The organism is Actinomadura sp. NPDC000929, from assembly GCF_040492065.1.
In the GTDB taxonomy this organism is placed as follows: Bacteria; Actinomycetota; Actinomycetes; order Streptosporangiales; family Streptosporangiaceae; genus Spirillospora; species Spirillospora verrucosospora.
Window position 1 is genome coordinate 59,420 of sequence record NZ_JBEUPA010000020.1, and the last position, 22,115, is coordinate 81,534.

The following is a 22,115-nucleotide window of genomic DNA, read 5'->3' on the forward strand; positions in this document are numbered from 1 at the left end:
CGCGTCCGCGCGCGCCGGTGAAAGGAGCACGTCCGTATGAAGGTCGACAAGATCGGGCGCCTCGCGGCGGGAGCCCTCGCGGTCGCACTCGTGACGACGTCCTGTGCCAGCGACCGCTCGGGCACCGACGGGACGGCCGCCGGGAACGGTCCAGGCGGCGGCCCGAGCGCGGGCGCGGGCGCCAAGGCGTTCGGGACGCTGCCGTCGCCGTGCGGGCCCGGCGACGCCAAGGGCAAGACCGACCAGGGCGTCACCGACGACCAGATCGCGATCGGGTTCGGCGACGACCGCGGCTTCACCTCCGCGCCCGGCCTGTCCAAGGAGATGGGCGACGCCGTCAGCGCCATGATCGACTGGTGCAACCAGCAGGGCGGCATCAACGGGCGCAAGATCAAGGGCAACCAGTACGACGCCGCCTACATGCAGTCCGCGAAGGTGGTGCAGGAGTCCTGCAAGCAGGACTTCATGCTCGTCGGGCAGGGCTTCGCGATGGACGAGGCCGCCGAGCAGTACCGGGTGGGCTGCAAGCTGCCGACCGTCGCCGGCTTCACCGTCGGCCCGAACGCGGCGATGGGCCCGATGAAGTACGAGGCCGTCCCGTACCCGGTGGACATGATGAACATCGGCGCGCTGCGCATCGCGCAGAAGATGTTCCCCGACTACAAGGACAAGACGGACCTGCTGCTGTCGACGTCCCCGGCCGTCAGCACCGGCACCAACAAGGTCGCGAGCGCGATGAAGGGGATCGGCGTCAAGCCGCTGGAGTGCGGCGTCCGGCTGAACGACGCGGGCGAGAGCAGCTACATGCCGTTCGCCAAGAAGATCAAGGACTGCGGGGCGAAGTACCTGTGGACGTCCGACTCGCCCGACCCGGGGCAGTTCAATCTGCTGGAGTCGATCGAGCGGGCGGGCGCCGACCCCACCTACGTGTTCGAGGCGACCTGGTACAGCTCGCTGGTCTCCAAGTGGAACACCTCCGGCGCGGGTGACCGCCTGCACGTCGGCATGATCTTCCAGCCGCTGGAGAACGCGGACAAGGTCCCGGCGGTCAAGCAGTACACCGACCTCGTCAACGCGAAGAAGGGCAAGGTCGCGCTGCTCGGCATGCAGGCCACCTCGGCGTTCCTGCTGTGGGCGCAGTCCGCGAGCAAGTGCGGCTCGGACCTGACCCGGCAGTGCGTGATCAACGAGCTGTCGAAGGTTCACGAGTGGACGGGCGGCGGCCTGCACGCGCCGACCGACCCGGGCAACAACAAGCCGGCGTCGTGCTCGCTCATGGTCAAGCTGAACAAGACCAGGTACGAGCAGGTGTACCCGAAGAACGTCGGCGAGTTCGAGTGCGGCGGCGACTTCGTCGTCAAGACGGACCCGAAGACGTGGGGGACGCAGCTCAACGACGACCGGATCTCCACGAAGTTCCTGACCGGCGACGTCATCAAGCCCCAGGCGTCCTGACCGCGACGGCGGCCGGAGGCGTCCTCCCCATGGCGGTGAACAAGTGGCGGTGACCACGTGACCACGTTCCTGACCTACACCATTCTCGGCCTGGTCCTCGGCTCGGTGTACTCCATCGCGGCCTCGGGGCTCGTGCTGACGTACAACACCTCGGGAATCTTCAACTTCGCGCATGGCGCGCAGGCCATGTTCGGAACGTTCCTGTACTGGCACTGCACCGAGCGGTGGGGCTGGCCGGTGTGGCTCGCGCTGATCGTCGTGGTCGGCGTCGCCGGCCCGGCGATGGGCGCCGCCCTGCACGCCGCCATCATGCGGGGCCTGCGCGGCACCGCCGACGTCACGAAGATCATCGTGACGGTGGCGGTGCTGCTCGGGACCGTCTACCTGGCGCAGTGGATCTGGAACCCCGACGAGGCCCACACCGTCGCCATGTTCTTCGGCGCGGGCTCGAAGATCACGATCGCGGGGGTGGTGGTCCGGTACCACGAGATCGTGTGCCTGGTCGCCGCCGTCGCGATCGCGGCCGGGCTGCGGGTGCTGTTCACCCGCAGCCGGGTCGGCGTGGTGATGCGCGGGTCCGTCGACGACCCGGACCTGCTGCGGCTGAACGGCCACGACCCGGAGCGCGCCGCGATGCTGTCGTGGGCGCTCGGGTCGACGCTGGCCGTCCTCGCCGGGGTGCTGATCGTGCCCATCAGCGGCGGCGGGCTGGACGCCAACGCGCTGACGCTGCTGGTGATCGACGCGTTCGCGGCGGCGATGTTCGGGCGGCTGCGCAGCATCCCCCGGACGTTCGCCGGCGCGATGGTGCTCGGCCTGGCCGCGAACTACGTGCTGGCCTACCTGCCGTCGGCGGGCACGTTCACCGGCAACCTGCGCGTCTCGCTGCCGATGATCATCTTGTTCGTGGTGCTGGTGGTGCTGCCCCAGGACCGGCTGCGCGGGGCCGCGATCCGGACCCGCGAGCGGTACCGGCCGCCGACCGTCCGGTCCGCGGCGGTGTGGGGGCTCGTGCTGGTCGCGGTGGTCTACCTCTACAGCCTGCTGCTGTCGGACGGCGCCGTCACCACGTTCTCGCTCGGCATGACGTTCGCGATCATCGCGCTGTCGCTGACCGTCCTCACCGGCTACGCGGGCGAGCTGAACCTCGCGCCGCTGGCGTTCGGGGCGGTCGCGACGGTGGTGGCGTTCCACTTCGGCGTGCAGGGCAGCGGGCTCGGAGCCCGGACGAACCTCCAGGGCGTGCTGCTCGGCGTCGCGGCGGCGGCGCTGGTCGGCGGGCTCGTCGCGCTGCCGGCGCTGCGGCTGCGCGGCCTGTACCTGGCGCTCGCGACCATGGCGTTCGGCGAGTTCCTGTCGAACATGGTGCTGCGCGACACCACCGAGCACGAGCTGTTCGGGATGAGGTTCACCCTCTTCCCGGACGGGGCGCTCGTCGTCCCGCCCCTCAAGGCCGGCCCGCTGGACCTGCGGAACGGGACGACCTCCCTGATGACCGCGACCGTGCTGTTCGCGCTCATCGCCGTCGGGCTCGCGGCGCTGCGCGGCAGCGGCTACGGCCGGCGCCTCGCGGCGATGAAGGACAGCCCGGCGGCGACGGCGATGCTCGGGCAGAACCTCGTCCGGCTGAAGCTCAGCGTCTTCATGATCTCCGCGGCGATCGCGGGGCTCGGCGGCGTGCTGATGTCGGCGGCGACCGGGACCGTCGCGCAGGAGAACTTCTCGTTCACCGGCAGCCTCGCCCTGCTCATGCTCGTCGTGGTGGCGGGCATCGGCTACCTCAGCGGCGCCCTGTTCGGCGGGCTGATGGCGGGCGTCGGCTCGGCCGTCCTCGTCTCCACGCTCGGCGACCTGGCCCTGGAGAACGAGGGCATGGCCACCGTCTACCGGGCACTCGGCCACCTCGTCCTCGTCGGGACGGCGCTGGTCGGGATGGGCGTCGGCCGGAACCCGAGCGGGTTCGTCCACGACCTCGTCGACGGCTACCGGGCGATCCGGACCGCGCGCCCGCCGCTGTTCGGGGCGGGGGCGCTCGGCGCCGTCCTGTACGTCCTCGCGCTGACCGGCGTGATCGGCACGTGGACGTTCGCGCTGGCCGCGCTGTGCGTCGTCCTGCTGCTGCCCGCCGTGGGCCGCGCCTACCTGGAGGAGGGGCGCAAGGCCCGCCCGGTGCCGCTGGAGCTCGCCGGCGTGGACGAGCCCTACACCGACGAGCTGCGCGTCCGCCTCGACCGCGAACTCGGCCTGAAGGGAACGGTCAATGCCTGAGAGCCCGCCCCTGCTCGCGACCCGCGGCGTCACCGTCCGGTTCGGCGGCAACACCGCCGTGGACGACGTGAGCCTCACCATGGACGAAGGCCGCATCACCGGGCTCATCGGCCCGAACGGCGCGGGCAAGACCACGATGTTCAACACCATGACCGGCCTGCAGAGGCCCGCGTCCGGCCAGGTGCTCCTGGACGGGGACGACATCACCCGGCTGTCCCCGGCCAGGCGCGCCCGGCGCGGCATGGCGCGGACGTTCCAGCGGCTGGAGCTGTTCCTGTCGCTGTCCGTGCGCGACAACGTCCGCGTCGCGGGCGACGTCCTGCGCGCCACGACCCGCAAACGGTTCGACCTGGACGAGGAGACCGACCGCGTCCTGGAGCGCACGGGCCTCACGGACGTCGCCGACCGCGACGTGTCCGACATCCCGATCGGGCGGGCCCGGGTCGTGGAGGTGGCGCGCGCGCTGATGACCTCGCCGCGCGTGCTGCTGCTGGACGAGCCCGCCTCCGGCCAGACCGAGCGCGAGACGGAGGCGTTCGCCGGGATGCTCACCGGCCTCGCCGCCGAAGGGCTCGCGATCTGCCTGGTCGAGCACGACCTGCCGCTGGTCATGCGGCTGTGCTCGACCATCCACGTCCTCGACTACGGCGCGCTGATCGCCTCCGGCTCCCCGCGGGAGATCAAGGAGTCGCCGGAGGTCATCGCCGCCTACATCGGCACCGAGGAGGCGAGTCATGCCTGAACCGGACACGACCACCGGACCGGCCGCCGCCGCGTCCCCGGAACCGCTGCTCGAACTGAGGGGGATCCGGGCGGGCTACGGCGCCATCGAGGTCCTGCACGGCGTCGACCTGGCGCTGCGGCCCGGCTCGCTACTGGCGCTGCTCGGCCCGAACGGCGGAGGCAAGTCGACCACGATGCGGGTGTGCGCGGGCCTGCACCCGCCGACCGGCGGGGACCTGCTGTTCGCCGGGCGCAGGGTGAACGGCGTCTCGGCGCAGGACGCGGCGCGCCTCGGCGTCTGCGCCATCCCCGAGGGCCGCGGGATCTTCCCCAACCTGACGGTGCGGGAGAACCTGTGGGCCGCCACCGGGACCGGCGCCCGGCTGGAGGACCTGGAGGAGCGGGCCTACGCCCGCTTCCCGATCCTCGGCGAGCGCCGCCACCAGCTCGCCGGATCCATGTCCGGCGGCGAGCAGCAGATGCTCGCGCTGTCGCGCGCGCTCGGCAGCGACCCCGCGGTGCTGCTGCTCGACGAGCTGTCCATGGGCCTCGCGCCCATGATCGTCACCCGGATGTACGAGACGGTCGCCGAGCTGGTCGAGGGCGGCCTGTCGGTGCTGGTCGCGGAGCAGTTCGCCCGCGCCGTCCTGCCGATCGCCGACACCGCCGCGCTGATGCTGCACGGGCGCGTGGTGGCGGCCGGCCCGCCCGCCGAGATCGAAGACCGGCTGTCCAGCGACTACCTGGGAGGTTGACCCCATCATGCTCACTGAGGAACGGCGCCAGCGGTTCAAGGACGACGTCGCGAAGCAGCGGCTGAAGACCGACGGGTCCCGGTTCGACGGGGCGGCGCGGATCGCCGGGATCCTGGCCATGGTCGCCGGCGTCGCCGGGACCCTCGTCGCCTACAACGTCTCCCTCACCAAGGACGACCTGCGGGACGTGGGCTCGCTGCAGACGCTCGCCATCGGCTTCCTGGCGGTGACCGTCCTCGGCGCGGCCCTCTACCTGGCCGCCGCCGTGACCCGCGTCCTGCGCCTGTGGCTGCTGCGCCAGCTCGTGGAGCAGCAGTCCCAGACCGACCAGATCGCCGCCGCGCTGCGCCGGGACGCCTAGCGGCGCCACCGGAGGCGGCCCGTCGCTCCCAGTCAGCGGGATGTCTGGAGTGCCCGGACATCCCGCTGATTAACGTCTAGTCCGGATGGAGGACTTTCAATGAATCACCCGACCCGCCTGCGGGGGGGCGACCCCCCGCACCCCCCGGCAACCGCCCCGAAGCCCGACGTGTTCGAGCCCGCGAAACTCGGCCCGGTCACGCTGCGGAACCGCACGATCAAGGCGGCGACGTACGAGGGGCTGACCAAGGACGGCCAGGTCACCGACGCGCTGATCGACTTCCATGTCCGGCACGCGCGCGGCGGCGTGGGGATGACCACCGTCGCGTACTGCGCGGTCGCGCCCGAGGGCCGCACCGACCGCCGGCAGATCCACTGGCGGGACGAGGCGATGCCCGGCCTGCGCAGGCTCACCGAGGCCGTGCACGCGGAGGGGGCGGCCGTCCAGGCGCAGATCGGGCACGCCGGCCCGGTCGCCAACCCCAAGAGCAACGGGCTCCCCGCGCTCGCGCCCAGCCGCCACTTCCACCTGACCACGCAGACCGTCGCGAGGGCCGCCACCCACGCGGACCTCCAGCGCGTCGTCGAGGCGCACGGCCGCGCGGGCCGGATGGCGGTCGAGGCGGGATTCGACTCCATCGAGATCCACATGGGGCACAACTACCTGACGAGCTCGTTCCTCAGCCCCAAGGTCAACCACCGCAAGGACGAGTACGGCGGGTCGCTGGAGAACCGCGCCCGGCTGGCGCGCGACATCGGCCGCGCCGTCCGCGACGCCGTCGGCGACCGCATCGCGATCACCGCGAAGCTCAACATGGACGACGGCGTGCCCGGCGGCTTCTGGATCGACGAGGCCATCCAGGTCGCCCGGTGGCTGGAGGCCGACGGCACGGTCGACGCGCTCCAGATGACCGCGGGCAGCTCCCTGCTCAACCCCATGTACCTGTTCAAGGGCGACGCGCCGCTGCACGAGTTCGCCTCCGTCATGAAGCAGCCGACCAAGCTCGGGATCAAGCTGATCGGCAAGCACTTCCTGAAGTCCTACCCCTACGAGGACCTCTACCTGCTGAGGGACGCCCGGCAGATCCGCGCGGCGGTGAAGCTGCCGATGATCCTGCTGGGCGGCGTCACCGACCGGGCGGGCATGGACACCGCGATGGCGGAGGGCTTCCAGTTCGTCGCGATGGCCCGCGCCCTGCTGCGCGAGCCCGACCTGATCAACCGGATCGAGGACGAGCCCGCGACCGAGTCGCTGTGCATCCACTGCAACAAGTGCATGACCGCGATCTACGGCGGCACCCACTGCGTCCTGTCCACCGAGCCGGCCTGGGGTGCCGCGGGTGCGTGACGAGACCATCGCGGCGATGCTGCTGGCCCGGCTGGGCGACGCCCGGCCCGGCCTGCGCAGCCGCGAGCGGACGTGGACCTGGGACGAGGTCGTCCGGGAGAGCGCGGCCCGCGCGTCGCTCGCCCGCGAACTGCGCCGGGACGGGCCGTTCCACATCGGCGTCCTGCTGGAGAACGTCCCGGAGTACGTCCTGTGGCTCGGGGCGGCGGCGCTCGGCGGCGCGACGATCGTCGGCATCAACTCCACCCGGACCGGCGCCTACCTGGAGCAGGAGGTCCGGCACACCGACCTCCAGCTCGTCGTCACCGACCGGGCCGGGCTGGAGCTGCTGGACGGCCTCGACATCGGCGTCCCGCGCGACCGCTTCCTGCTGGTCGACGACGACGGCTACCCGGCCCTGGTCGCCGCCCACGCCTGCGAGCCCGAGCCCGATGCGTCGATCACGCCGGAGACGCAGATGCTCCTGCTGTTCACCTCGGGCACGACCGGCGCGTCGAAGGCGGCGCGCTGCTCGCAGGGCCGGCTCGCCGAGCTCGGCCGGAACAACAGCGCCAAGTACGACGTCAAGGGCGAGGACGTCAGCTACTGCCCGATGCCGCTGTTCCACGGCAACGCGCTGATGGCGCTGTGGGCGCCGTCGCTCGCGGTCGGCGCGACCGTCGTCCTGGCGAGGAGGTTCTCCGCGTCCGGGTTCCTGCCGGACGTCCGATACTACGGCGCGACGTTCTTCACCTACGTCGGCAAGGCGATCGGCTACGTCCTCGCCACCCCCGAGAAGCCGGACGACGGCGACAACACGCTGACGCACGGGTTCGGGACGGAGGCGTCCCCCGAGGACAAGGCCGAGTTCCTGCGCCGCTTCGGCGCGCGGCTGGTCGAGGGCTACGGGTCCAGCGAGAGCGCCGGCATGATCAAGCGGGATCCGCAGGCGCCGCCGAGCGCGCTCGGCCGCCCTGCCCACGACGGCGTCCGCGTCGTCAACCCCGAGACGCGCGAGACCTGCGCGCCCGCCGTGCTGGACCGGCACGGCCGCGTCACCAACGCCGAGGCCGCCGTCGGGGAGATCGTTGACGTGCACGGCGCGGCCAGGTTCGAGGGCTACTACAACAACCCCGAGGCCGACGCCGAGCGGGTGAGGCACGGGTGGTACTGGACCGGCGACCTCGGCTACGTCGACGGCGACGGGTTCCTGTACTTCGGCGGCAGGTCCGGCGACTGGATCCGGGTGGACTCGGAGAACATCTCCGCGCTGCTCACCCAGAACGTCGTCCGCCGCCACCCGAAGATCGTGGACGCGGTCGCGTTCGGGGTGCCGGACCCGCGCTCCGGCGACCAGGTGATGGCGGCGATCGAGATCCCCGAGGGCGTCGCGTTCGAGGACCTGGACCTGCCCGCCTTCCTGGCCCGCCAGGACGACCTCGGCACCAAGGGGGCGCCGCGCTTCGTGCGCGTCTCGCACGCGCTGCCGACGACCGGGTCGGGAAAGCTCAAGAAGAAGGAGCTGCAGCTCGACGGCTGGCGCACGTCCGACCCCGTGTTCCGGTGGGCGGGCCGGGGCTCGCCGGAGTACGTCCCGATGACCGAGGCGGACAAGGCCGCGCTCCGCGAGGAGTTCACCGCCGCGGGCCGCGGGCGCTTCCTCCCCTGACCGAGAAAGGGCATGTATGGATCTGCGTGAGTCCGAGGCGCATCGCGAGCTGCGCGCGGAACTGAGGGCGTACTTCGCGGGCCTGCTGCCCGAGGACGTGCGGCGCCGCGCCGGCGAGCAGGGCGTGGGCGGCGAGCGGTTCCGCGAGATCGTCAAGATGCTCGGCAACGACGGCTGGCTCGGCTACGGCTGGCCGGAGGAGTACGGCGGGCAGGGCAGGTCGATCGCCGAGCAGTACGTGTTCTTCGACGAGGTGCAGCGCGCCGGGCTGCCGTTCCCGTTCGTCACCGTCAACACGGTCGGCCCCACGCTGATGCGGTTCGGCACCGACGAGCAGAAGCGCAGGTACCTTCCCGGCATCCTGTCGGGCGACATCGTCTTCGCGATCGGCTACACCGAGCCCGACGCCGGGACCGACCTCGCCTCGCTGCGCACCAGGGCCGTCCGCGACGGCGACCGGTACGTCGTCGACGGCAGCAAGGTCTTCACCAGCGGCGCCAACACCGCCGACCACATCTGGCTCGCGGCGCGCACCGACCCGGACGCGCCGAAGCACAAGGGCATCTCGATCCTGATCGTCCCGACCGACGCCGACGGGTTCTCCTGGAGCCCGATCCCGACGGTCGGCGGGATGGTCGTCACGGCGACGTACTACAACGGCGTCCAGGTCCCCGCGTCGTCGGTGGTCGGGGAGGTCGACGGCGGCTGGAGCCTGATCACCACGCAGCTCAACCACGAGCGCATCGGGCTCGCCGCGCTCGGCGGCCGGATGATCCGGCTGTGGGAGGACGTCCGCGACTGGGCGCGCGGGAACGGGGTGATCGACCTGCCGTGGGTGCGGGCCGACCTCGCCCGCACGCACGCCCGGCTGGAGGCGATGCGGCTGATGAACTGGAAGATGACGATGGCGGTGGAGGCCGGGACGCTGACCGGCGCGCAGGCCGGCGCCGCCAAGTCCTACGGGACCGAGACGCACATCGACGTCCAGCGGACGCTGACCGGGATCCTCGGCGCCGCCGGACGGATCCGCCCCGAGTCGCCGGGGGCCGTGCTGCACGGGCAGATCGAGCAGCTGTCGCGGCAGGGCATCGTCAACACCTTCGGCGGCGGCGTCAACGAGGTGCTGCGCGACATGGTCGCCGTCCAGGGACTGGGTCTGCCGAGGTCGAGGCGGTCATGAGCGGGAACGGCGAGGAGTACGAGGCGCGGCTCCGGGCGTGGGTCGGGCGGCCCTACGGCGCGCGGCGGGACGGGCAGGACCCGGTGAACGTCCCCATGATCCGGCACTGGGTCGAGGCCATGGAGGACGGCAACCCCGTCTACCTGGACGAGGAGGCCGCCCGGGCGACCGGCCGCGACGGCGTCGTGGCGCCCGCGTCGATGATGCAGGCGTGGACGATGCGCGGGTACGCCGCGTCCGTCCGCGCCGACCCCGCGGGTCCCGACGAGCTGACCGAGCTGCTGGCCGAGGGCGGCTACACCTCCGTCGTCGCCACCGACTCGGAGTTCGAGTTCCACCGGGAGCTGGTGCCGGGCGACCGCGTCAGCGTCGAGGAGACCGTCGAGTCGATCTCCCCGGAGAAGAAGACCGCGCTCGGCGCGGGACGCTTCGTCAGCACGGTCAAGACCTACCGGGACGGGGCTGGGGAGGTCGTCGCCACGCAGCGGTGGCGCCTCCTGCGGTTCCGCCCCGCCGACAAGCCCGCCCCGGGGCCGGCGGAGAAGCCCGCTGAGAAGAAGGCCCTGCGCCCGCGCCCGGCGATCAACCTGGACAACGCGTTCTGGTTCGAGGCGGCGCGCGAGCACCGGCTCGTCATCCAGCGCTGCGCCGACTGCAAGTCGCTGCGGCACCCGCCGGGGCCGTGCTGCCCGCAGTGCGGCTCGTTCGACTGGGACACCGTCCAGGCGTCGGGCGACGGCCACGTCTACAGCTACGTCGTCAACCACCACCCGCGCCACCCCGCGTTCGACTACCCGCTCGTCGTCGCCGTGATCGAGCTGGCCGAGGGGACGCGCCTCATCGCGAACATGACCGGGGTCGCGCCGGAGGACGTCGAGATCGGCATGCCCGTCGTCCTCGACTGGATCGACCCGGACCCCGACCTGTCCCTGCCGGCGTTCCGCCCCGCCGGACCGTCCCACACTGTCAAGGAGCGCTGATGGACTTCACGCTTGGCGAAGAGCTGGAGGCGGTCAGGGACCTCGCCCGGCAGATCTTCACCGACCGCGCCACGCAGGCGCGGATCAAGGACGCCGAGGCGTCCGAGCGCGGGTACGACGAGGGCCTGTGGGCCGAGCTCGGCGAGACGGGCCTGCTCGGCGTCGCGCTGCCCGAGGCCGCGGGCGGCGCGGGCCTCGGCGCCGCCGGCCTGGCCGTCCTGCTGGAGGAGCAGGGCCGCACCGTCGCCCCCGTCCCGGTCTGGCCCGCCGTCGTCGCCGCGCTCACGCTCGCCGCGCACGGCGAGGACGTCCCCGCGTCCTTCGCGGACGGGACGTCGCGGCCGACCGTCGCGCTGGAGGAGTTCGCCCCCGCCGACCCCGCGGCGCCGCGCTGCGCCGCCGTCCGCGACGGCGCGAACTGGCTGCTGACCGGCACGAAGGCCGCCGTCCCGACGCCGTTCGGAGCGAGCCACGTCCTCGTCTCGGCCGTCTCGCCGGAGGGGCCCGGCCTGTTCCTGCTGGAGACCTCGGCCGCCGGTGTGGCGTGGGAGCGTGCGGAGACCACCAGCCGCGACGCCGCCGGGCACCTGACCCTCGACGGCGCTCCGGCGCACGCCCTTCCGGACGGCGCCCTCGCCACGGCGCTGCGGCTGACCCGCGTGTCCCTGGCCGCCGTCCAGGTCGGCGTCGCGGAGGGCGCGCTGCGCATGGCCGCCGACTACCTGTCGGGCCGCGAGCAGTTCGGCCGCCCGCTCGCCACCTTCCAGGCCGCCCAGCACCAGCTCGCCGACTGCTACATCGAGATCGACGCGCTGCGCGTCTGCCTCGGGCACGCCCTGTCGCTGATCGACGCCGGGGAGGACGCCGAGAGCGCCGTCCTGGTCGCCAAGTGGTGGTCGGACGAGGGCGGGCTGAACGTCGTGCACCGCGTCCAGCACCTGCACGGCGGCATCGGCGTGGACGTCGACTACCCGGTGCACCGCCACTTCCTGTGGGGCAAGCAGATCTCCGGGACGCTCGGCGGCGCGTCCTTCGACCTGGAGCTCCTGGGGGCGGCCCTGTGATCGGGGAGGTGGTGAGCCGGGGATACGAGGAGGTGGCGGTGGGGGAGGAGCTCCCCGAGCTGAGCATTCCCCTGACCCGCACGATGATCGTCGCGACCGCGCTGGCGAGCCGCGACTACCAGGACGTCCACCACGACCCGTCGCTCGCCGTCGAGCGCGGCTCCCGGGACGTCTTCATGAACATCCTGACGACGAACGGGCTCGTCGACCGGTACGTGACGAGCTGGGCCGGGCCCGCCGCCGTCGTGAAGGCGATCAGGATCAGGCTGGGCGCGCCCAACTACCCGGGCGACACGATGGTGCTGACCGGGACGGTCGCGGCCAAGGACGACTCCGGCCGCCGGGTCGAGATCGCCGTGCGCGGCGTCAACGCGATCGGCCCGCACGTCACCGGCACCGTCGTGGTCGAACTGCCCGCCGCGGGAACACAGGCCGTCGAAGCGCGGGCCGTCGAAGCGCGGGCCGTCGAAGCGCGGGCCGTCGAAGCACAGGGGAGCGGCGCATGAGCGTGCTGCCAGGGGCGGCCGCGGTCGCCGGGATCGGCGCCACCGAGTTCTCCAAGGAGTCGGGCCGCAGCGAGCTTCGGCTGGCCTGCGAGGCGGTCCTCGCCGCCATCATGGACGCGGGGCTCCAGCCGTCCGACGTGGACGGCATGGTGACCTTCACCGCCGACACCAGCTCCGAGATCCACATCGCGCGCAACCTCGGCATCGGCGAGCTGAAGTTCTTCTCCCGGATCGGGCACGGCGGCGGCGCGGCGTGCGGCATCGTCCAGCAGGCGGCGATGGCCGTCGCGACCGGCGTCGCCGACGTCGTCGTGTGCTACCGCGCGTTCAACGAGCGGTCCGGCACCCGCTACGGCCTCGGGCAGGCCGACCGCCCGATGGACGTCAGCGCCGACAGCGCCGCCTACGCGTGGATGAACCCGTTCGGGCTATCGACCCCCGCCCAGTGGGTCGCGATGTTCGCCCGCCGCTACATGCACGAGTACGGCGCGACCAGCGAGGACTTCGGCCGCATCGCCGTCGTCGACCGCAGGCACGCCGCCGCGAACCCGGCCGCGTGGTTCTACGGGCGGCCGATCACGCTGGAGGACCACCAGGCGTCCCGGTGGATCGCCGAGCCGCTCCGGCTGCTGGACTGCTGCCAGGAGAGCGACGGCGGTCAGGCCCTCGTCGTCGTCTCCGCCGAGCGCGCCCGCGACCTCCCGCACCGGCCCGCCGTGATCTGGGGCGCGGCGCAGGGGTCCGGCAACGACCAGCACATGATGACCAGCTACTACCGCTCGGAGATCACCGGTATCCCGGAGATGGGCCTGGTGGGACGGCAGCTCTACGGGCAGTCGCGGCTCACCCCGGCCGACGTCCAGGCCGCGATCCTCTACGACCACTTCACGCCGCTCGTCCTCCCGCAGCTGGAGGAGCTGGGCTTCTGCGCGAAGGGCGAGGGCAAGGACTTCGTCGCCGACGGCAACCTGGAGCTCGACGGCCGGCTCCCGGTCAACACCCACGGCGGCCAGCTCGGCGAGGCCTACATCCACGGGATGAACGGCATCGCCGAGGCCGTCCGGCTCGTGCGCGGCACCTCGGTGAACCAGCCGGGGGACGTCCACAACGTCCTCGTCACCGCCGGCACGGGCGTCCCGACCAGCGGCCTGATCCTCGGAGCGGACGAATGACCCATGAGTGGCAGGGGCGGTCGCTCGGCGCCCGGACGGTGGCCTACGACGAGACGCGGCCCATCCTCTACGCGCTCGCGGTGGGGGCGGGGGCCGCGGACCTCGACCTGGTGTTCGAGGAGAGGCTGCGCGTCCTGCCGACGTTCGTGCTGACCCTCGCCCAGTGGGCGCCGGACGTCCTGGGCTCGGCGGGCGCGTTCGACGTGCGGACGGCCGTTCACGGGACGCAGCGCCTCCGCGTCCTGAAGCCGCTGCCGCGCTCCGGCTCGGTGGAGATGAGCGCACGCGTCACCGACGTGTGGGACAAGGGCTCCGCGGCCGTCTTCGACGTGGCGGTCGAGAGCGAGTACTTCGAGGCGACGTGGTCGCTGTTCGCGCCGGGGAGCGGCGGTTTCGGGGGCGAGCGGGGCCCGTCGTCGCGCCGCCGTCCCGAGGCCGTCCCGGACGGCGTGCTGACCGTCGCCACCGCGTCGCGGCAGGCGGCGCTCTACCGGCTGCTCGGCGACCGCCACCACCTGCACATCGATCCGGAGGCGGCGAAGGCGGCCGGGATGCCGCGTCCGATCATGCACGGCCTGTGCACGCTCGCGGCCGTCACCCTCCCGCTCGCCGAGTCCCTCGGCGCCCACCCCGCCGACCTGGCCGAGCTCGAAGGCCGCTTCGCCGCACCCGTCTTCCCCGGCGACGCGCTCCAGGTGAGCACCTGGCGGGACGGCGACGGCGGAGCGGTCCTGTTCGAGGCGGCCGTGGACGGGACGACGGTCATCTCGGGCGGACGCGCCCGCTTCGGCGCGGCCCGCTAGGCGGCGGCGCGCTCGCCCGCCGCTTCGGGGACGACGCCGAAAGCGTTCTCGCGATCGTGAGGCTCCGGGCGCCTTGCCTCGCGCCCGAACCGGGCTTTGCCCGGGGCTGGGCCCGGAGTTCAACAACTCTTCATCCGCCGTCACGGAAGCGGCAGCGCCTGTTTCGTCGCAGCTCAGAGGCCTTCGGTCGGCGATAGACGTCAGCTTCCGACCAACGGCGGCAGTGCGCATGAGCAAAGCGTGACATTTATTCGTATTTGTCGAAAATGTCACCGTCGCAGTGCCGTCGTTCCCGCTCCCCCTCGGGGTTCCAGCCCCGGCCCGGGGACGACCGCGGAAAGGCATCCCGATGCGACGACTTCTCACGTTCGCGCTCCCCGCCGCCCTGAGCGCGGCCCTGCTCGGCGCGGCGGCCTCGCCCGCGTCCGCGACCCCGCCCGGCATCCCGTCCGCCGCCACGGCCGCGGGCCGCCTGGCGACCCTGACCGTGGCCGCCGAGTCGCACGGGAGCACCTACGACCGCTCCCTGTTCCCGCACTGGATCATCATCTCCGGGACGTGCAACACCCGCGAGACCGTCCTGAAGCGGGACGGCACGAACGTCACCACGGACTCCGCGTGCGCCGCGACGTCCGGCAGGTGGTTCTCGCCCTACGACGGCGCCACCTGGACGCAGGCGTCCGACCTGGACATCGACCACATGGTGCCGCTCTCCGAGGCGTGGGCGTCCGGCGCCTGGTCCTGGACGACCTCCCGCCGCCAGTCGTTCGCCAACGACCTCGCCGGCCCCCAGCTGTGGGCGGTGACCGACAACGTCAATCAGGCGAAGAGCGACAAGGACCCGGCCGAGTGGCAGCCCTCGGTCACCTCCTTCCGCTGCACCTACGCCCGCGCCTGGATCCAGGTGAAGTGGTCCTGGGGCCTGACGGTGGACAGCTCGGAGAGGAGCGCCCTCACCACGATGCTCGGCACCTGCTGACCGATCGCCCCACCGCTCCGGCGCCCGCGGGAAGCCTCCCCGCGGGCGCCGGAGCGGCGCGGGCCTTCAGCCCGCGCGGGTGAGAACGGCCCGCCTCTGCGACGTCATCCGGCGCGGTGGCGGAGCAGGGCGGTGGCGATGGCTACCTGGGCGGGGCCCAGGGCGGTCTCGCCGTCCTCGACGTCCCACAGCGCGTTCTGCAGAACGCGGCCGAGCGTCCAGCCGGTGGCCCGCTTCCGGTCCAGGCCGAGGGCCTCGGTGAGCAGGTCGAAGCGGCGCAGGACCGTCCGTGTGATCGCACCGCTCGCCACCACCTCCTCCCAGCGGTTGTCCAGCGCCGGCAGCAGGTCGAATCCGGGGTCGCCGGCGAGGGGCTTGGGATCGATGGCCAGCCAGGGCTCCCGCTCGGCGGCGAGGACGTTGTCGTAGTGCAGGTCCCAGTGCAGCAGGCGGTCGCCGGGTTCGCCGACCAGTTCGGCCACGGCCGAGGCGCACGTCCGCACCAGCCGCCGGTCGGCCGGGTCGCGCAGCGCGGGCACGGCCCCGGGAACCTCGTCGAGCATGGCGGCGGCGATGTCGGCCAGGCGGCGCAGCCCCTCGGGCGCGGGCGCCGCGACCAGGCGCACCAGCAGCTCGGCCAGCACGCCGACGGCGGTGTCGTCGTCGGCCACCGACGACAGCGGCCGGGCCGCGTCCAGGCGTTCGAGCAGCATCGTGCCGGTGTCCGCGTCGTGGTCGAGCAGGCGCACCGCTCCGTCGCCGTCCCATACGCGCAGGCCGACCGGTTCGGTGGCGTGCTCGTCGGTGACCGGCTGGAGCTTGAGCGCGGCGGGCGTGCCGTCGGCGCGGGTCACCGGCAGCACGAGCGAGGCCATGCCGTGCCGTCCCGGACCGTCCAGGCGCAGGGCCCAGCGCTCCAGGAACGCGTCGGCCAGGTCGGGCAGCGCCGCGATCCAGGCGCGGCCGGACGCGCCGAAGTGCTTGCTGTGCGAGGCGGCGAGCGCCTCGGGAACGTCGATGCGGATCGACGTGCTCATGGTTGACGTCTCCTTCGTGTGCTCCGGTTCAGGTCGCGTGTCACGAAGGAGACGTCGGTGGTGCCCGGCTTCCGGGCAGGGGTCAACGCATGCCGTGAAGCCTACCGGTCTTTCAGGACGGCGCCTCCTCGGCGCCGCGCCACATCCGCAGGTAGACCTCCGCGCCGCGCGCCATGTCCTCGGTGATCTCCGGCCCGCCGACCGCGCGGAGGTCGGCGATCCAGTCCGGGACGAGGCCGTAGTTGGCGACGCCGTCGGTGTTGAGGTCCCAGGTGCGCAGCCCGGCGCGGAGGCGGTCGAGCTTCACCGCCGGGTCGATCGGCGACGTGAAGGGGTAGCGCAGTGGACCCGCGTCCCCGCCCGTGCGGGGCTCCGGCAGCGCGCCCATGCCGTTGGCGTCGAGCCCGTACCCGTAGCCGAACAGGCGGGCGGGATCGCGCTGGGCCTTGTCCCGCCGCCACTCGGCGGTGAACCGGTCGGCCGCGCTGCCGTACCCGGCCACCATGCCGCCGAGCCGGTAGACGCGGGGCAGGTAGGTCGCGTCCATCCAGCTGTGGGACGAGACGACGCCCGGGTACCGCGCGGCCTCGAGGATGCCGAGGGTCCGGCCGGCGGCCTTCACGCTCATGTGGTCGACCTCGACGATCATGTGCCGCTTCATCATCCCCTGCACCATGTACGCGCCGAGGTCGCTGAGCCCCCGGACGTTGCAGTGCGGCCCGCTCGGATAGATCGGGAGCGTGATCCCCGCCATCCCGAGCAGCTTCAGGATCGGCTGGAGGGCGTCGCCGACCTCGCCCGCCGGGGCGATCGTGTTGTCGTGGGCGGGGCCGGTGCACGTCTCGGCCTGCCAGAACCGCCCGGTGCCGACGAAGTTGGCGAGGTTGACGAACGCTCCCGCCACCCCGCCGTCGAACCGCACGCCGCACAGCGCGTTGTCGTACTTGTGGCACACGAACATCGAGGCCACGCCGAGGCTCCGCGCCTCGTCCAGCCCCCGGTCGATGTCGGCGCGCGTGCAGGCCGGGGCGCCGTCGACGAGCCGGCAGCCGAACGGCTCGGAGGTCTCGATGCCGAGGACGACGGCGAGCTTGCCGTCCTCGATGACCCGGCGGGCGTCCGCCGAGTCGCGCACGATCCGGAACCAGCCCTTGCCGGGGCCGCCGCTGCGCTCGTCGATGAAGGACTGCATCTCCCGCATCCGCTGCGCCTGGAGCCGGATGCCCGCCATCTCGTCGCAGGGGTTGCGCTTGAGCGGATAGATCTCGCAGAGCTGCCGGTTGTCCACCAGGTGGTTGACGAGGACGCGCTGCCCGGCCCGCCAGGACCGCTCCAGCCACTCGTAGTACACCTGCTGGTGGGTGCGGGAGTCGTAGGCGGGCCAGTCCTTGAACGTCGGCCAGCCGGTCGGGTCGTGGGTCCCGAACGGGGTGCCGTACCGGTTGAAGTTCTCCCACCAGGCGAGCACGCCGTTGCCGGCGTGGTCGGGGCAGTCGCGCAGCGCCTCCTGGATGCCGCGCGGGTCGAACGGCTTGCCGCACATGAGCGCGCCGCCGAACGCCTCGTACGCCATCAGGTGGCTGTGGGCGTCGACGTAGCCGCGCACCTCGCGCGGCTCGCCCTCCGCGTGCGCGCGGGGGACGGGCAGGAAGGCGAGCAGGAGAACGAGGAGGATCGGAACGCGGGTGGCACGGCGGACGGGCATGGGGGCACCTCGGCCGGGGGAGACGTCCAGTGGCTCTCCGCCGAGTGAAACACCGATCCGGCAAAATGTGAATAGTCCTCACATCGTGGCCGGTCAGCCCGGGTCCCTCAGGAGAGCGCGGTTAGGGGAACTCCGCCGCGAGCCGGTTGCTGAACCGGGCGAGCAGGGCGCTCTGGGACGTCTCCGGGACCAGCCGGCCGACCAGCGGCGGGATGCGCCAGTTCGCGGGATTGCGCCGCGCCATGCGGGAGACCAGGGAGATCTTCGGGTGGCGGGCCCTCTCGTAGGCGCGCAGCCCGGACGCCGGGTCACCCGCCCCGGCGAGTTCGCGGCCGAGGACCCAGGCGTCCTCAAGCGTCTGGTTGGCGCCCTGCCCGAGGGTGGGCGGCATGGTGTGCGCGGCGTCGCCGACCAGGGTGACCCGGCCCTCGCCCCAGACCTCGCGCACCTTGTTCCAGTGGTGCCCGAAGAACTCGACGTCGCCGTCGGCCGCGGCGGCGAGCACCTCCGGCACGGGGGACGCCCAGTGCCCGAAGCGCCGCCGCAACTCGGCGAGGGGGGACGCGGGCCGCGGGTCGCCGGGCGTCCAGCGCAGGTCGAACCACCACTGGAGCAGGCCGCCGCCCGCGGGCATGAGCCCGCACGCCCCCTCCCGTCCGGTGATCATGAGGTGGCGGTGGGTGCCGGTCAGCTCGATCCCGATCGGGCCGAGCCCCTGCCAGGTGCCGAACGCCGCGGGCCGCACGGCGCCGTCGCCCCACAGTTGACGCCGCACCACCGAGTGGTGGCCGTCCGCTCCGATCAGCAGGTCCCCGGTGTCGGTCGATCCGTCGTCGAAGGAAGCCGTGACGCGGTCGCCGTCCTGGGTCAGGCCCGTGCAGGCCGCGCCGTGGCGGACGAGGTCCTCCGGCAGGCCGGCGGCGAGCCGTCCGAGCAGGTCGCGGCGGGCGATGGCCTTCGTCTCGAAGCCGTAGCGGGACGCGGCGTGCGCGATGTCCTGCCCGGTGCGCAGCCGCCCGGTGGACGTGAGGGCGTCGATCCGGTCGATGCGGTTGCCGGCGCCGTCCAGCGTCACGCCGAGGTCGTGCAGGACGGCGTTGCCGTTGCTCCAGATGAGCACCGCCTTGCCGCCCGTCCGGGGCCCGGGCGCCTGCTCGTGGACCCGCACCTCGTGGCCCGCGGCGAGCAGCGCGCGCGCGACGGCCAGGCCGCCCACCCCCGCGCCGATGACGAGGATCTCCATATCCCCTCCAAAGTGAAGTATCTCCGATACGAAGATACATCGCCCCGGAGTATCCTGCGCGGGTGGGTGCCGAACGGGCGGGAGAGGACGTCTTCCGCGAATTCCTGATCGCGGTCCTCCTCCACAACGAGGCGGTCGCCGACCGGCTCGGCCTGCGGCCCCTCGACGTCGCCGCCGTGATCCTGCTGGAGATGCGCGGCCCGCTGCCGGTGGGCGCGATCTCCGAGGAGCTCCGGCTGCCGTCCGCCTCGGCGACCCGGCTGGTCGACCGGCTGGAGAAGGCCGGTTACGCGCGGCGCGTCCGCGGCGAGCACGACCGCCGGACGGTCACCGTGGAGCTGGTCGAGGACGGCCTCGACGACTACCGCGCCCTCGCCGCCGGGGCCCGCCGCCACCTGGACGAGGTCGGCGCCCGCTACTCCCCGGAGCAGGCGCCGCTGCTGGTGGGCATGCTCGACGGCATCGCCGCGGCCTACCGGACGGCCACGGCCGAAGTGCGCGACGCCTAGCGGACGGCGAGACGGGCCGCGCCTACACCCTCGTTTGCCGGGACGAGACGGATGTACCGGTCACCGGGACGCCGAAGGCCGGGCGGGGGCGCGACCGGGATGATGGTGGCTCATGAGCGAGCTGACGGTTCCGGGGTTGGTGGCGCGGGCGGCGCGGGAGTTTCCGGACGCGGAGGCGGTCGTGGACGGGGACGTCCGGGTCACCTTCGCCGAGCTGCGCGAGCAGGTCCGCCAGGCGACGGGCGCGTTCGTCGGCGCCGGGATCGAGCCGGGGGACCGCATCTCCGTCTGGGCGCCGAACGGCCTGCGCTGGATCGTCACCGTGCTCGGCGCCCTCGGCGCCGGCGCGACGCTCGTCCCGCTGAACACCCGCTACAAGGGTGACGAGGCCCGGTGGCCGCTCTCCAAGGCCGGCGCGAAGATCCTGTTCGTGGAGGACGGGTTCCTCGGCATCGACTACCCCGGCATGCTCGGCGTGGACGGATCCGGCGCCCCCGGGCTCCCCGCGCTGCGGACGGTCGTCACGTTCAACGGCGCCGCGCGCCCGGGAGTGATCTCCTGGGACGACTTCACCGCCAAGGCCGCGCCCCCGGACGAGGCGGAAGCGCGGGCCGCGGCCGTCGCGCCGGACGACGTCGCCGACATCCTGTTCACCTCCGGAACCACCGGCAGGCCCAAGGGCGTCGTGGTCACGCACGAGCAGAACGTCCGCACCTACCGGGCGTGGGCGGGCCGCACCGGCGTCCGGGCGGGCGACCGCTACCTCATCGTGAATCCGATGTTCCACACGTTCGGCTACAAGGCCGGCGTGCTGGCGTGCGTGATCCAGGGCGCCACGATGGTGCTGCAGCGCACGTTCGACGTCCCCGAGACGCTGCGGCTCATCGAGCGGGAGCGGATCACCGTCCTGCCGGGGCCGCCCACCATCTACACCGCCCTCCTGGACGCCCCCGGCCGGGACGAGCGCGACCTGTCGTCCCTGCGGCTGGCGGTGACGGGGGCGGGGGACGTGCCCGTCGCGCTGGTGCGGCGCATCAAGGAGGAGCTGTTCCCCGAGGTCGTGACCGCGTACGGGCTGACCGAGTCGTCCGGCACGGTCACGGCCTGCTCGGTGGACGACGACGACGAGACCATCGCCACCACGTCCGGCAGGCCCATCGCCGACGTCGAGGTCGCGATCGTCGACGGCGACGGCGAGCGGGTCCCGCCCGGGACCGACGGCGCGATCCTCGTGCGCGGCTACAACGTCATGAAGGGCTACCTGGACGACCCGGAGGCGACCGCCGAGACGGTCCGCGACGGCTGGCTCGACACCGGCGACCGCGGGCGCGTCGACGAGCGCGGCAACATCACCATCACCGGGCGCACCAAGGAGATGTTCGTCGTCGGCGGGTTCAACGTGTACCCGGCCGAGGTCGAGAACGTCCTCGCCCGCCACGACGCCGTCGCCGAGTCGGGCGTCGTCGGCGTCCCGGACGCGCGCATGGGCGAGGTGGGGCGCGCCTACGTCCGGCTCCGCCCCGGCAGGACGGCCACGCGGGACGAGCTGGTCGCGCACTGCCGGGAGCGGCTCGCGAACTTCAAGGTCCCCCGGGAGGTCGTCTTCGTGGACGACCTCCCGAAGACCGCGTCCGGCAAGATCTGGCGCGTGAAGCTGAAGGAGCGCCTCTAGAGGGCGGCGACGACCCGCGCCCGGTGCTCGGCCACGGTGCCCCACGCCGAGTACAGGGCCCGCGCCTTGCGGATCCACAGCGACGGGTCGTACTCGTCGGTGTAGCCGATCGCGCCGTGCACCTGGAGCGCGGTCTTGGCCATCCCGTAGGACGCCTCGGACGCGGCGACCTTCGCGGCGGACACGTCCCGCGCGAAGTCCGGCGTCCCGTACGCCAGCGCCGCCCCGAACACCAGCGGGCGGGCGAACTCCAGCTCGACCATCGCGCTCGCCAGATGGTGCTTGATCGCCTGGTACTCGCCGATCGGGCGGCCGAACTGCCGCCGCGTCCTGGCGTACTCGACCGACACCTCCAGCAGCGCCCGCCCGATCCCGACCTGCTGCGCCGCGCACAGCAGCACGCCGAGGTCGGTGAACCCCGCGCCCCCGGGGACGCGGAACAGCCGCCGCGCCGGGTCCAGCGACCGGGCGGCCTCCCCGGCCGCCTTCCGCTCGACGCCGTCGGCGGTGAGCACCAGGTCGGCGACGTCGGCGTCCAGGGCGTGCGGGACGGCGAGCGTCACGACCGCCTCGCCCTCGGCGATGCGCGGCAGCCACGGCGACCCGCCCAGCAGCTCGGCGGCGGCGAGCGTCTCCACGTAGGGGCCGGGCGCGGCGGCCCGCCCCAGCTCCTCCGCGGCGACGGCCAGCTCGACGGGCAGCGGCCCG

General features: G+C 72.9%; 20 protein-coding genes. 16 read left to right on the forward strand and 4 right to left on the reverse strand.

Features of this window, described 5'->3' with window-relative positions; translation table 11 throughout:
- Positions 1-36 precede the first annotated feature (36 nt).
- The 14 genes from ABWI04_RS10670 (at position 37) to ABWI04_RS10735 (ending at position 15,241) form a co-directional block, all read left to right on the forward strand.
- Positions 37-1,455 (forward strand): ABC transporter substrate-binding protein, encoded by a 1,419-nt coding sequence (locus ABWI04_RS10670; RefSeq protein WP_353832248.1) that lies wholly within the window; start codon positions 37-39, stop codon positions 1,453-1,455.
- A 57-nt stretch (positions 1,456-1,512) separates the two neighbouring features.
- Entirely contained in the window at positions 1,513-3,723 is a 2,211-nt protein-coding gene (locus ABWI04_RS10675; RefSeq protein ID WP_353832249.1) for an ABC transporter permease, read from the forward strand.
- Entirely contained in the window at positions 3,716-4,465 is a 750-nt protein-coding gene (locus ABWI04_RS10680; RefSeq protein WP_353832250.1) for an ABC transporter ATP-binding protein, read from the forward strand. Before ABWI04_RS10675 ends, ABWI04_RS10680 begins: the two co-directional genes overlap by 8 nt.
- Complete coding sequence (locus ABWI04_RS10685) at positions 4,458-5,201, forward strand: ABC transporter ATP-binding protein (RefSeq protein WP_353832251.1); 744 nt, start codon at positions 4,458-4,460, stop codon at positions 5,199-5,201. The genes ABWI04_RS10680 and ABWI04_RS10685 overlap by 8 nt, the downstream gene beginning before the upstream one ends.
- Positions 5,202-5,208: 7 nt before the next feature.
- The gene (locus tag ABWI04_RS10690; protein WP_353832252.1) at positions 5,209-5,562 is read left to right on the forward strand and encodes a hypothetical protein; all 354 of its coding nucleotides are present in this window, start codon (positions 5,209-5,211) and stop codon (positions 5,560-5,562) included.
- 99 nt (positions 5,563-5,661) lie between these two features.
- A complete protein-coding gene (locus ABWI04_RS10695) occupies positions 5,662-6,909 on the forward strand; it encodes an NADH:flavin oxidoreductase (RefSeq protein WP_353832253.1) in 1,248 nt (415 codons plus the stop codon).
- The gene (gene casI, locus ABWI04_RS10700; protein WP_353832254.1) at positions 6,902-8,557 is read left to right on the forward strand and encodes a steroid-22-oyl-CoA synthetase; all 1,656 of its coding nucleotides are present in this window, start codon (positions 6,902-6,904) and stop codon (positions 8,555-8,557) included. Before ABWI04_RS10695 ends, casI begins: the two co-directional genes overlap by 8 nt.
- Before the next feature lie 16 nt (positions 8,558-8,573).
- The gene (locus ABWI04_RS10705; protein WP_353832256.1) at positions 8,574-9,737 is read left to right on the forward strand and encodes an acyl-CoA dehydrogenase family protein; all 1,164 of its coding nucleotides are present in this window, start codon (positions 8,574-8,576) and stop codon (positions 9,735-9,737) included.
- Positions 9,734-10,717 carry a bifunctional MaoC family dehydratase N-terminal/OB-fold nucleic acid binding domain-containing protein gene (locus ABWI04_RS10710; RefSeq protein WP_345179328.1) on the forward strand — a complete coding sequence of 328 codons (984 nt, stop codon included), beginning with the start codon at positions 9,734-9,736 and terminating at the stop codon, positions 10,715-10,717. Before ABWI04_RS10705 ends, ABWI04_RS10710 begins: the two co-directional genes overlap by 4 nt.
- Positions 10,717-11,781, forward strand: a complete 1,065-nt coding sequence (locus ABWI04_RS10715) for an acyl-CoA dehydrogenase family protein (RefSeq protein WP_353832257.1) — start codon at positions 10,717-10,719, stop codon at positions 11,779-11,781. The genes ABWI04_RS10710 and ABWI04_RS10715 overlap by 1 nt, the downstream gene beginning before the upstream one ends.
- 11 nt (positions 11,782-11,792) lie before the next feature.
- Entirely contained in the window at positions 11,793-12,287 is a 495-nt protein-coding gene (locus tag ABWI04_RS10720; RefSeq protein ID WP_353832258.1) for a MaoC family dehydratase, read from the forward strand.
- Positions 12,284-13,459, forward strand: a complete 1,176-nt coding sequence (locus ABWI04_RS10725; protein WP_353832259.1) for a lipid-transfer protein — start codon at positions 12,284-12,286, stop codon at positions 13,457-13,459. Before ABWI04_RS10720 ends, ABWI04_RS10725 begins: the two co-directional genes overlap by 4 nt.
- On the forward strand, positions 13,456-14,262 hold the full coding sequence (locus ABWI04_RS10730; protein WP_353832260.1) for a MaoC/PaaZ C-terminal domain-containing protein: 807 nt from the start codon (positions 13,456-13,458) through the stop codon (positions 14,260-14,262). Before ABWI04_RS10725 ends, ABWI04_RS10730 begins: the two co-directional genes overlap by 4 nt.
- Before the next feature lie 349 nt (positions 14,263-14,611).
- A complete protein-coding gene (locus tag ABWI04_RS10735) occupies positions 14,612-15,241 on the forward strand; it encodes an HNH endonuclease family protein (protein ID WP_353832261.1) in 630 nt (209 codons plus the stop codon).
- Between the two features lie 104 nt (positions 15,242-15,345).
- Here the strand turns inward: ABWI04_RS10735 and ABWI04_RS10740 are convergent, their stop codons facing one another.
- The 3 genes from ABWI04_RS10740 to ABWI04_RS10750 all read right to left on the reverse strand — a co-directional run bounded on the left by ABWI04_RS10740 (position 15,346) and on the right by ABWI04_RS10750 (position 19,226).
- Positions 15,346-16,278, reverse strand: coding sequence for an aminoglycoside phosphotransferase family protein (locus ABWI04_RS10740; protein WP_353832262.1), 933 nt, complete (start codon positions 16,276-16,278; stop codon positions 15,346-15,348).
- A 112-nt stretch (positions 16,279-16,390) separates the two neighbouring features.
- A complete protein-coding gene (locus ABWI04_RS10745; protein ID WP_353832263.1) occupies positions 16,391-17,983 on the reverse strand; it encodes a Coagulation factor 5/8 type domain-containing protein in 1,593 nt (530 codons plus the stop codon).
- A gap of 121 nt (positions 17,984-18,104) precedes the next feature.
- Positions 18,105-19,226 carry an FAD-dependent oxidoreductase gene (locus ABWI04_RS10750; protein ID WP_353832264.1) on the reverse strand — a complete coding sequence of 374 codons (1,122 nt, stop codon included), beginning with the start codon at positions 19,224-19,226 and terminating at the stop codon, positions 18,105-18,107.
- A 62-nt stretch (positions 19,227-19,288) separates the two neighbouring features.
- Between ABWI04_RS10750 and ABWI04_RS10755 the strand changes: the two genes are divergently transcribed.
- Positions 19,289-19,735, forward strand: coding sequence for a MarR family winged helix-turn-helix transcriptional regulator (locus tag ABWI04_RS10755; RefSeq protein WP_345179343.1), 447 nt, complete (start codon positions 19,289-19,291; stop codon positions 19,733-19,735).
- A 112-nt stretch (positions 19,736-19,847) separates the two neighbouring features.
- Positions 19,848-21,407 (forward strand): FadD3 family acyl-CoA ligase, encoded by a 1,560-nt coding sequence (locus ABWI04_RS10760; RefSeq protein WP_353832265.1) that lies wholly within the window; start codon positions 19,848-19,850, stop codon positions 21,405-21,407.
- Here the strand turns inward: ABWI04_RS10760 and ABWI04_RS10765 are convergent.
- Positions 21,404-22,115, reverse strand: a 712-nt coding sequence (locus tag ABWI04_RS10765; protein ID WP_353832266.1) for an acyl-CoA dehydrogenase family protein, incomplete at its 5' end; no start/stop codon positions are given. The genes ABWI04_RS10760 and ABWI04_RS10765 overlap by 4 nt on opposite strands.

Coding starts and splice junctions, on each gene's coding strand:
- ABWI04_RS10670 (WP_353832248.1), top strand. CDS start 37: ATGAAGGTCGACAAGATCGGGCGCCTCGCGGCGGGAGCCCTCGCGGTC.
- ABWI04_RS10680 (WP_353832250.1), top strand. CDS start 3,716: ATGCCTGAGAGCCCGCCCCTGCTCGCGACCCGCGGCGTCACCGTCCGG.
- ABWI04_RS10685 (WP_353832251.1), top strand. CDS start 4,458: ATGCCTGAACCGGACACGACCACCGGACCGGCCGCCGCCGCGTCCCCG.
- ABWI04_RS10690 (WP_353832252.1), top strand. CDS start 5,209: ATGCTCACTGAGGAACGGCGCCAGCGGTTCAAGGACGACGTCGCGAAG.
- ABWI04_RS10695 (WP_353832253.1), top strand. CDS start 5,662: ATGAATCACCCGACCCGCCTGCGGGGGGGCGACCCCCCGCACCCCCCG.
- ABWI04_RS10705 (WP_353832256.1), top strand. CDS start 8,574: ATGGATCTGCGTGAGTCCGAGGCGCATCGCGAGCTGCGCGCGGAACTG.
- ABWI04_RS10710 (WP_345179328.1), top strand. CDS start 9,734: ATGAGCGGGAACGGCGAGGAGTACGAGGCGCGGCTCCGGGCGTGGGTC.
- ABWI04_RS10715 (WP_353832257.1), top strand. CDS start 10,717: ATGGACTTCACGCTTGGCGAAGAGCTGGAGGCGGTCAGGGACCTCGCC.
- ABWI04_RS10725 (WP_353832259.1), top strand. CDS start 12,284: ATGAGCGTGCTGCCAGGGGCGGCCGCGGTCGCCGGGATCGGCGCCACC.
- ABWI04_RS10730 (WP_353832260.1), top strand. CDS start 13,456: ATGACCCATGAGTGGCAGGGGCGGTCGCTCGGCGCCCGGACGGTGGCC.
- ABWI04_RS10735 (WP_353832261.1), top strand. CDS start 14,612: ATGCGACGACTTCTCACGTTCGCGCTCCCCGCCGCCCTGAGCGCGGCC.
- ABWI04_RS10740 (WP_353832262.1), bottom strand. CDS start 16,278: ATGAGCACGTCGATCCGCATCGACGTTCCCGAGGCGCTCGCCGCCTCG.
- ABWI04_RS10745 (WP_353832263.1), bottom strand. CDS start 17,983: ATGCCCGTCCGCCGTGCCACCCGCGTTCCGATCCTCCTCGTTCTCCTG.
- ABWI04_RS10750 (WP_353832264.1), bottom strand. CDS start 19,226: ATGGAGATCCTCGTCATCGGCGCGGGGGTGGGCGGCCTGGCCGTCGCG.
- ABWI04_RS10760 (WP_353832265.1), top strand. CDS start 19,848: ATGAGCGAGCTGACGGTTCCGGGGTTGGTGGCGCGGGCGGCGCGGGAG.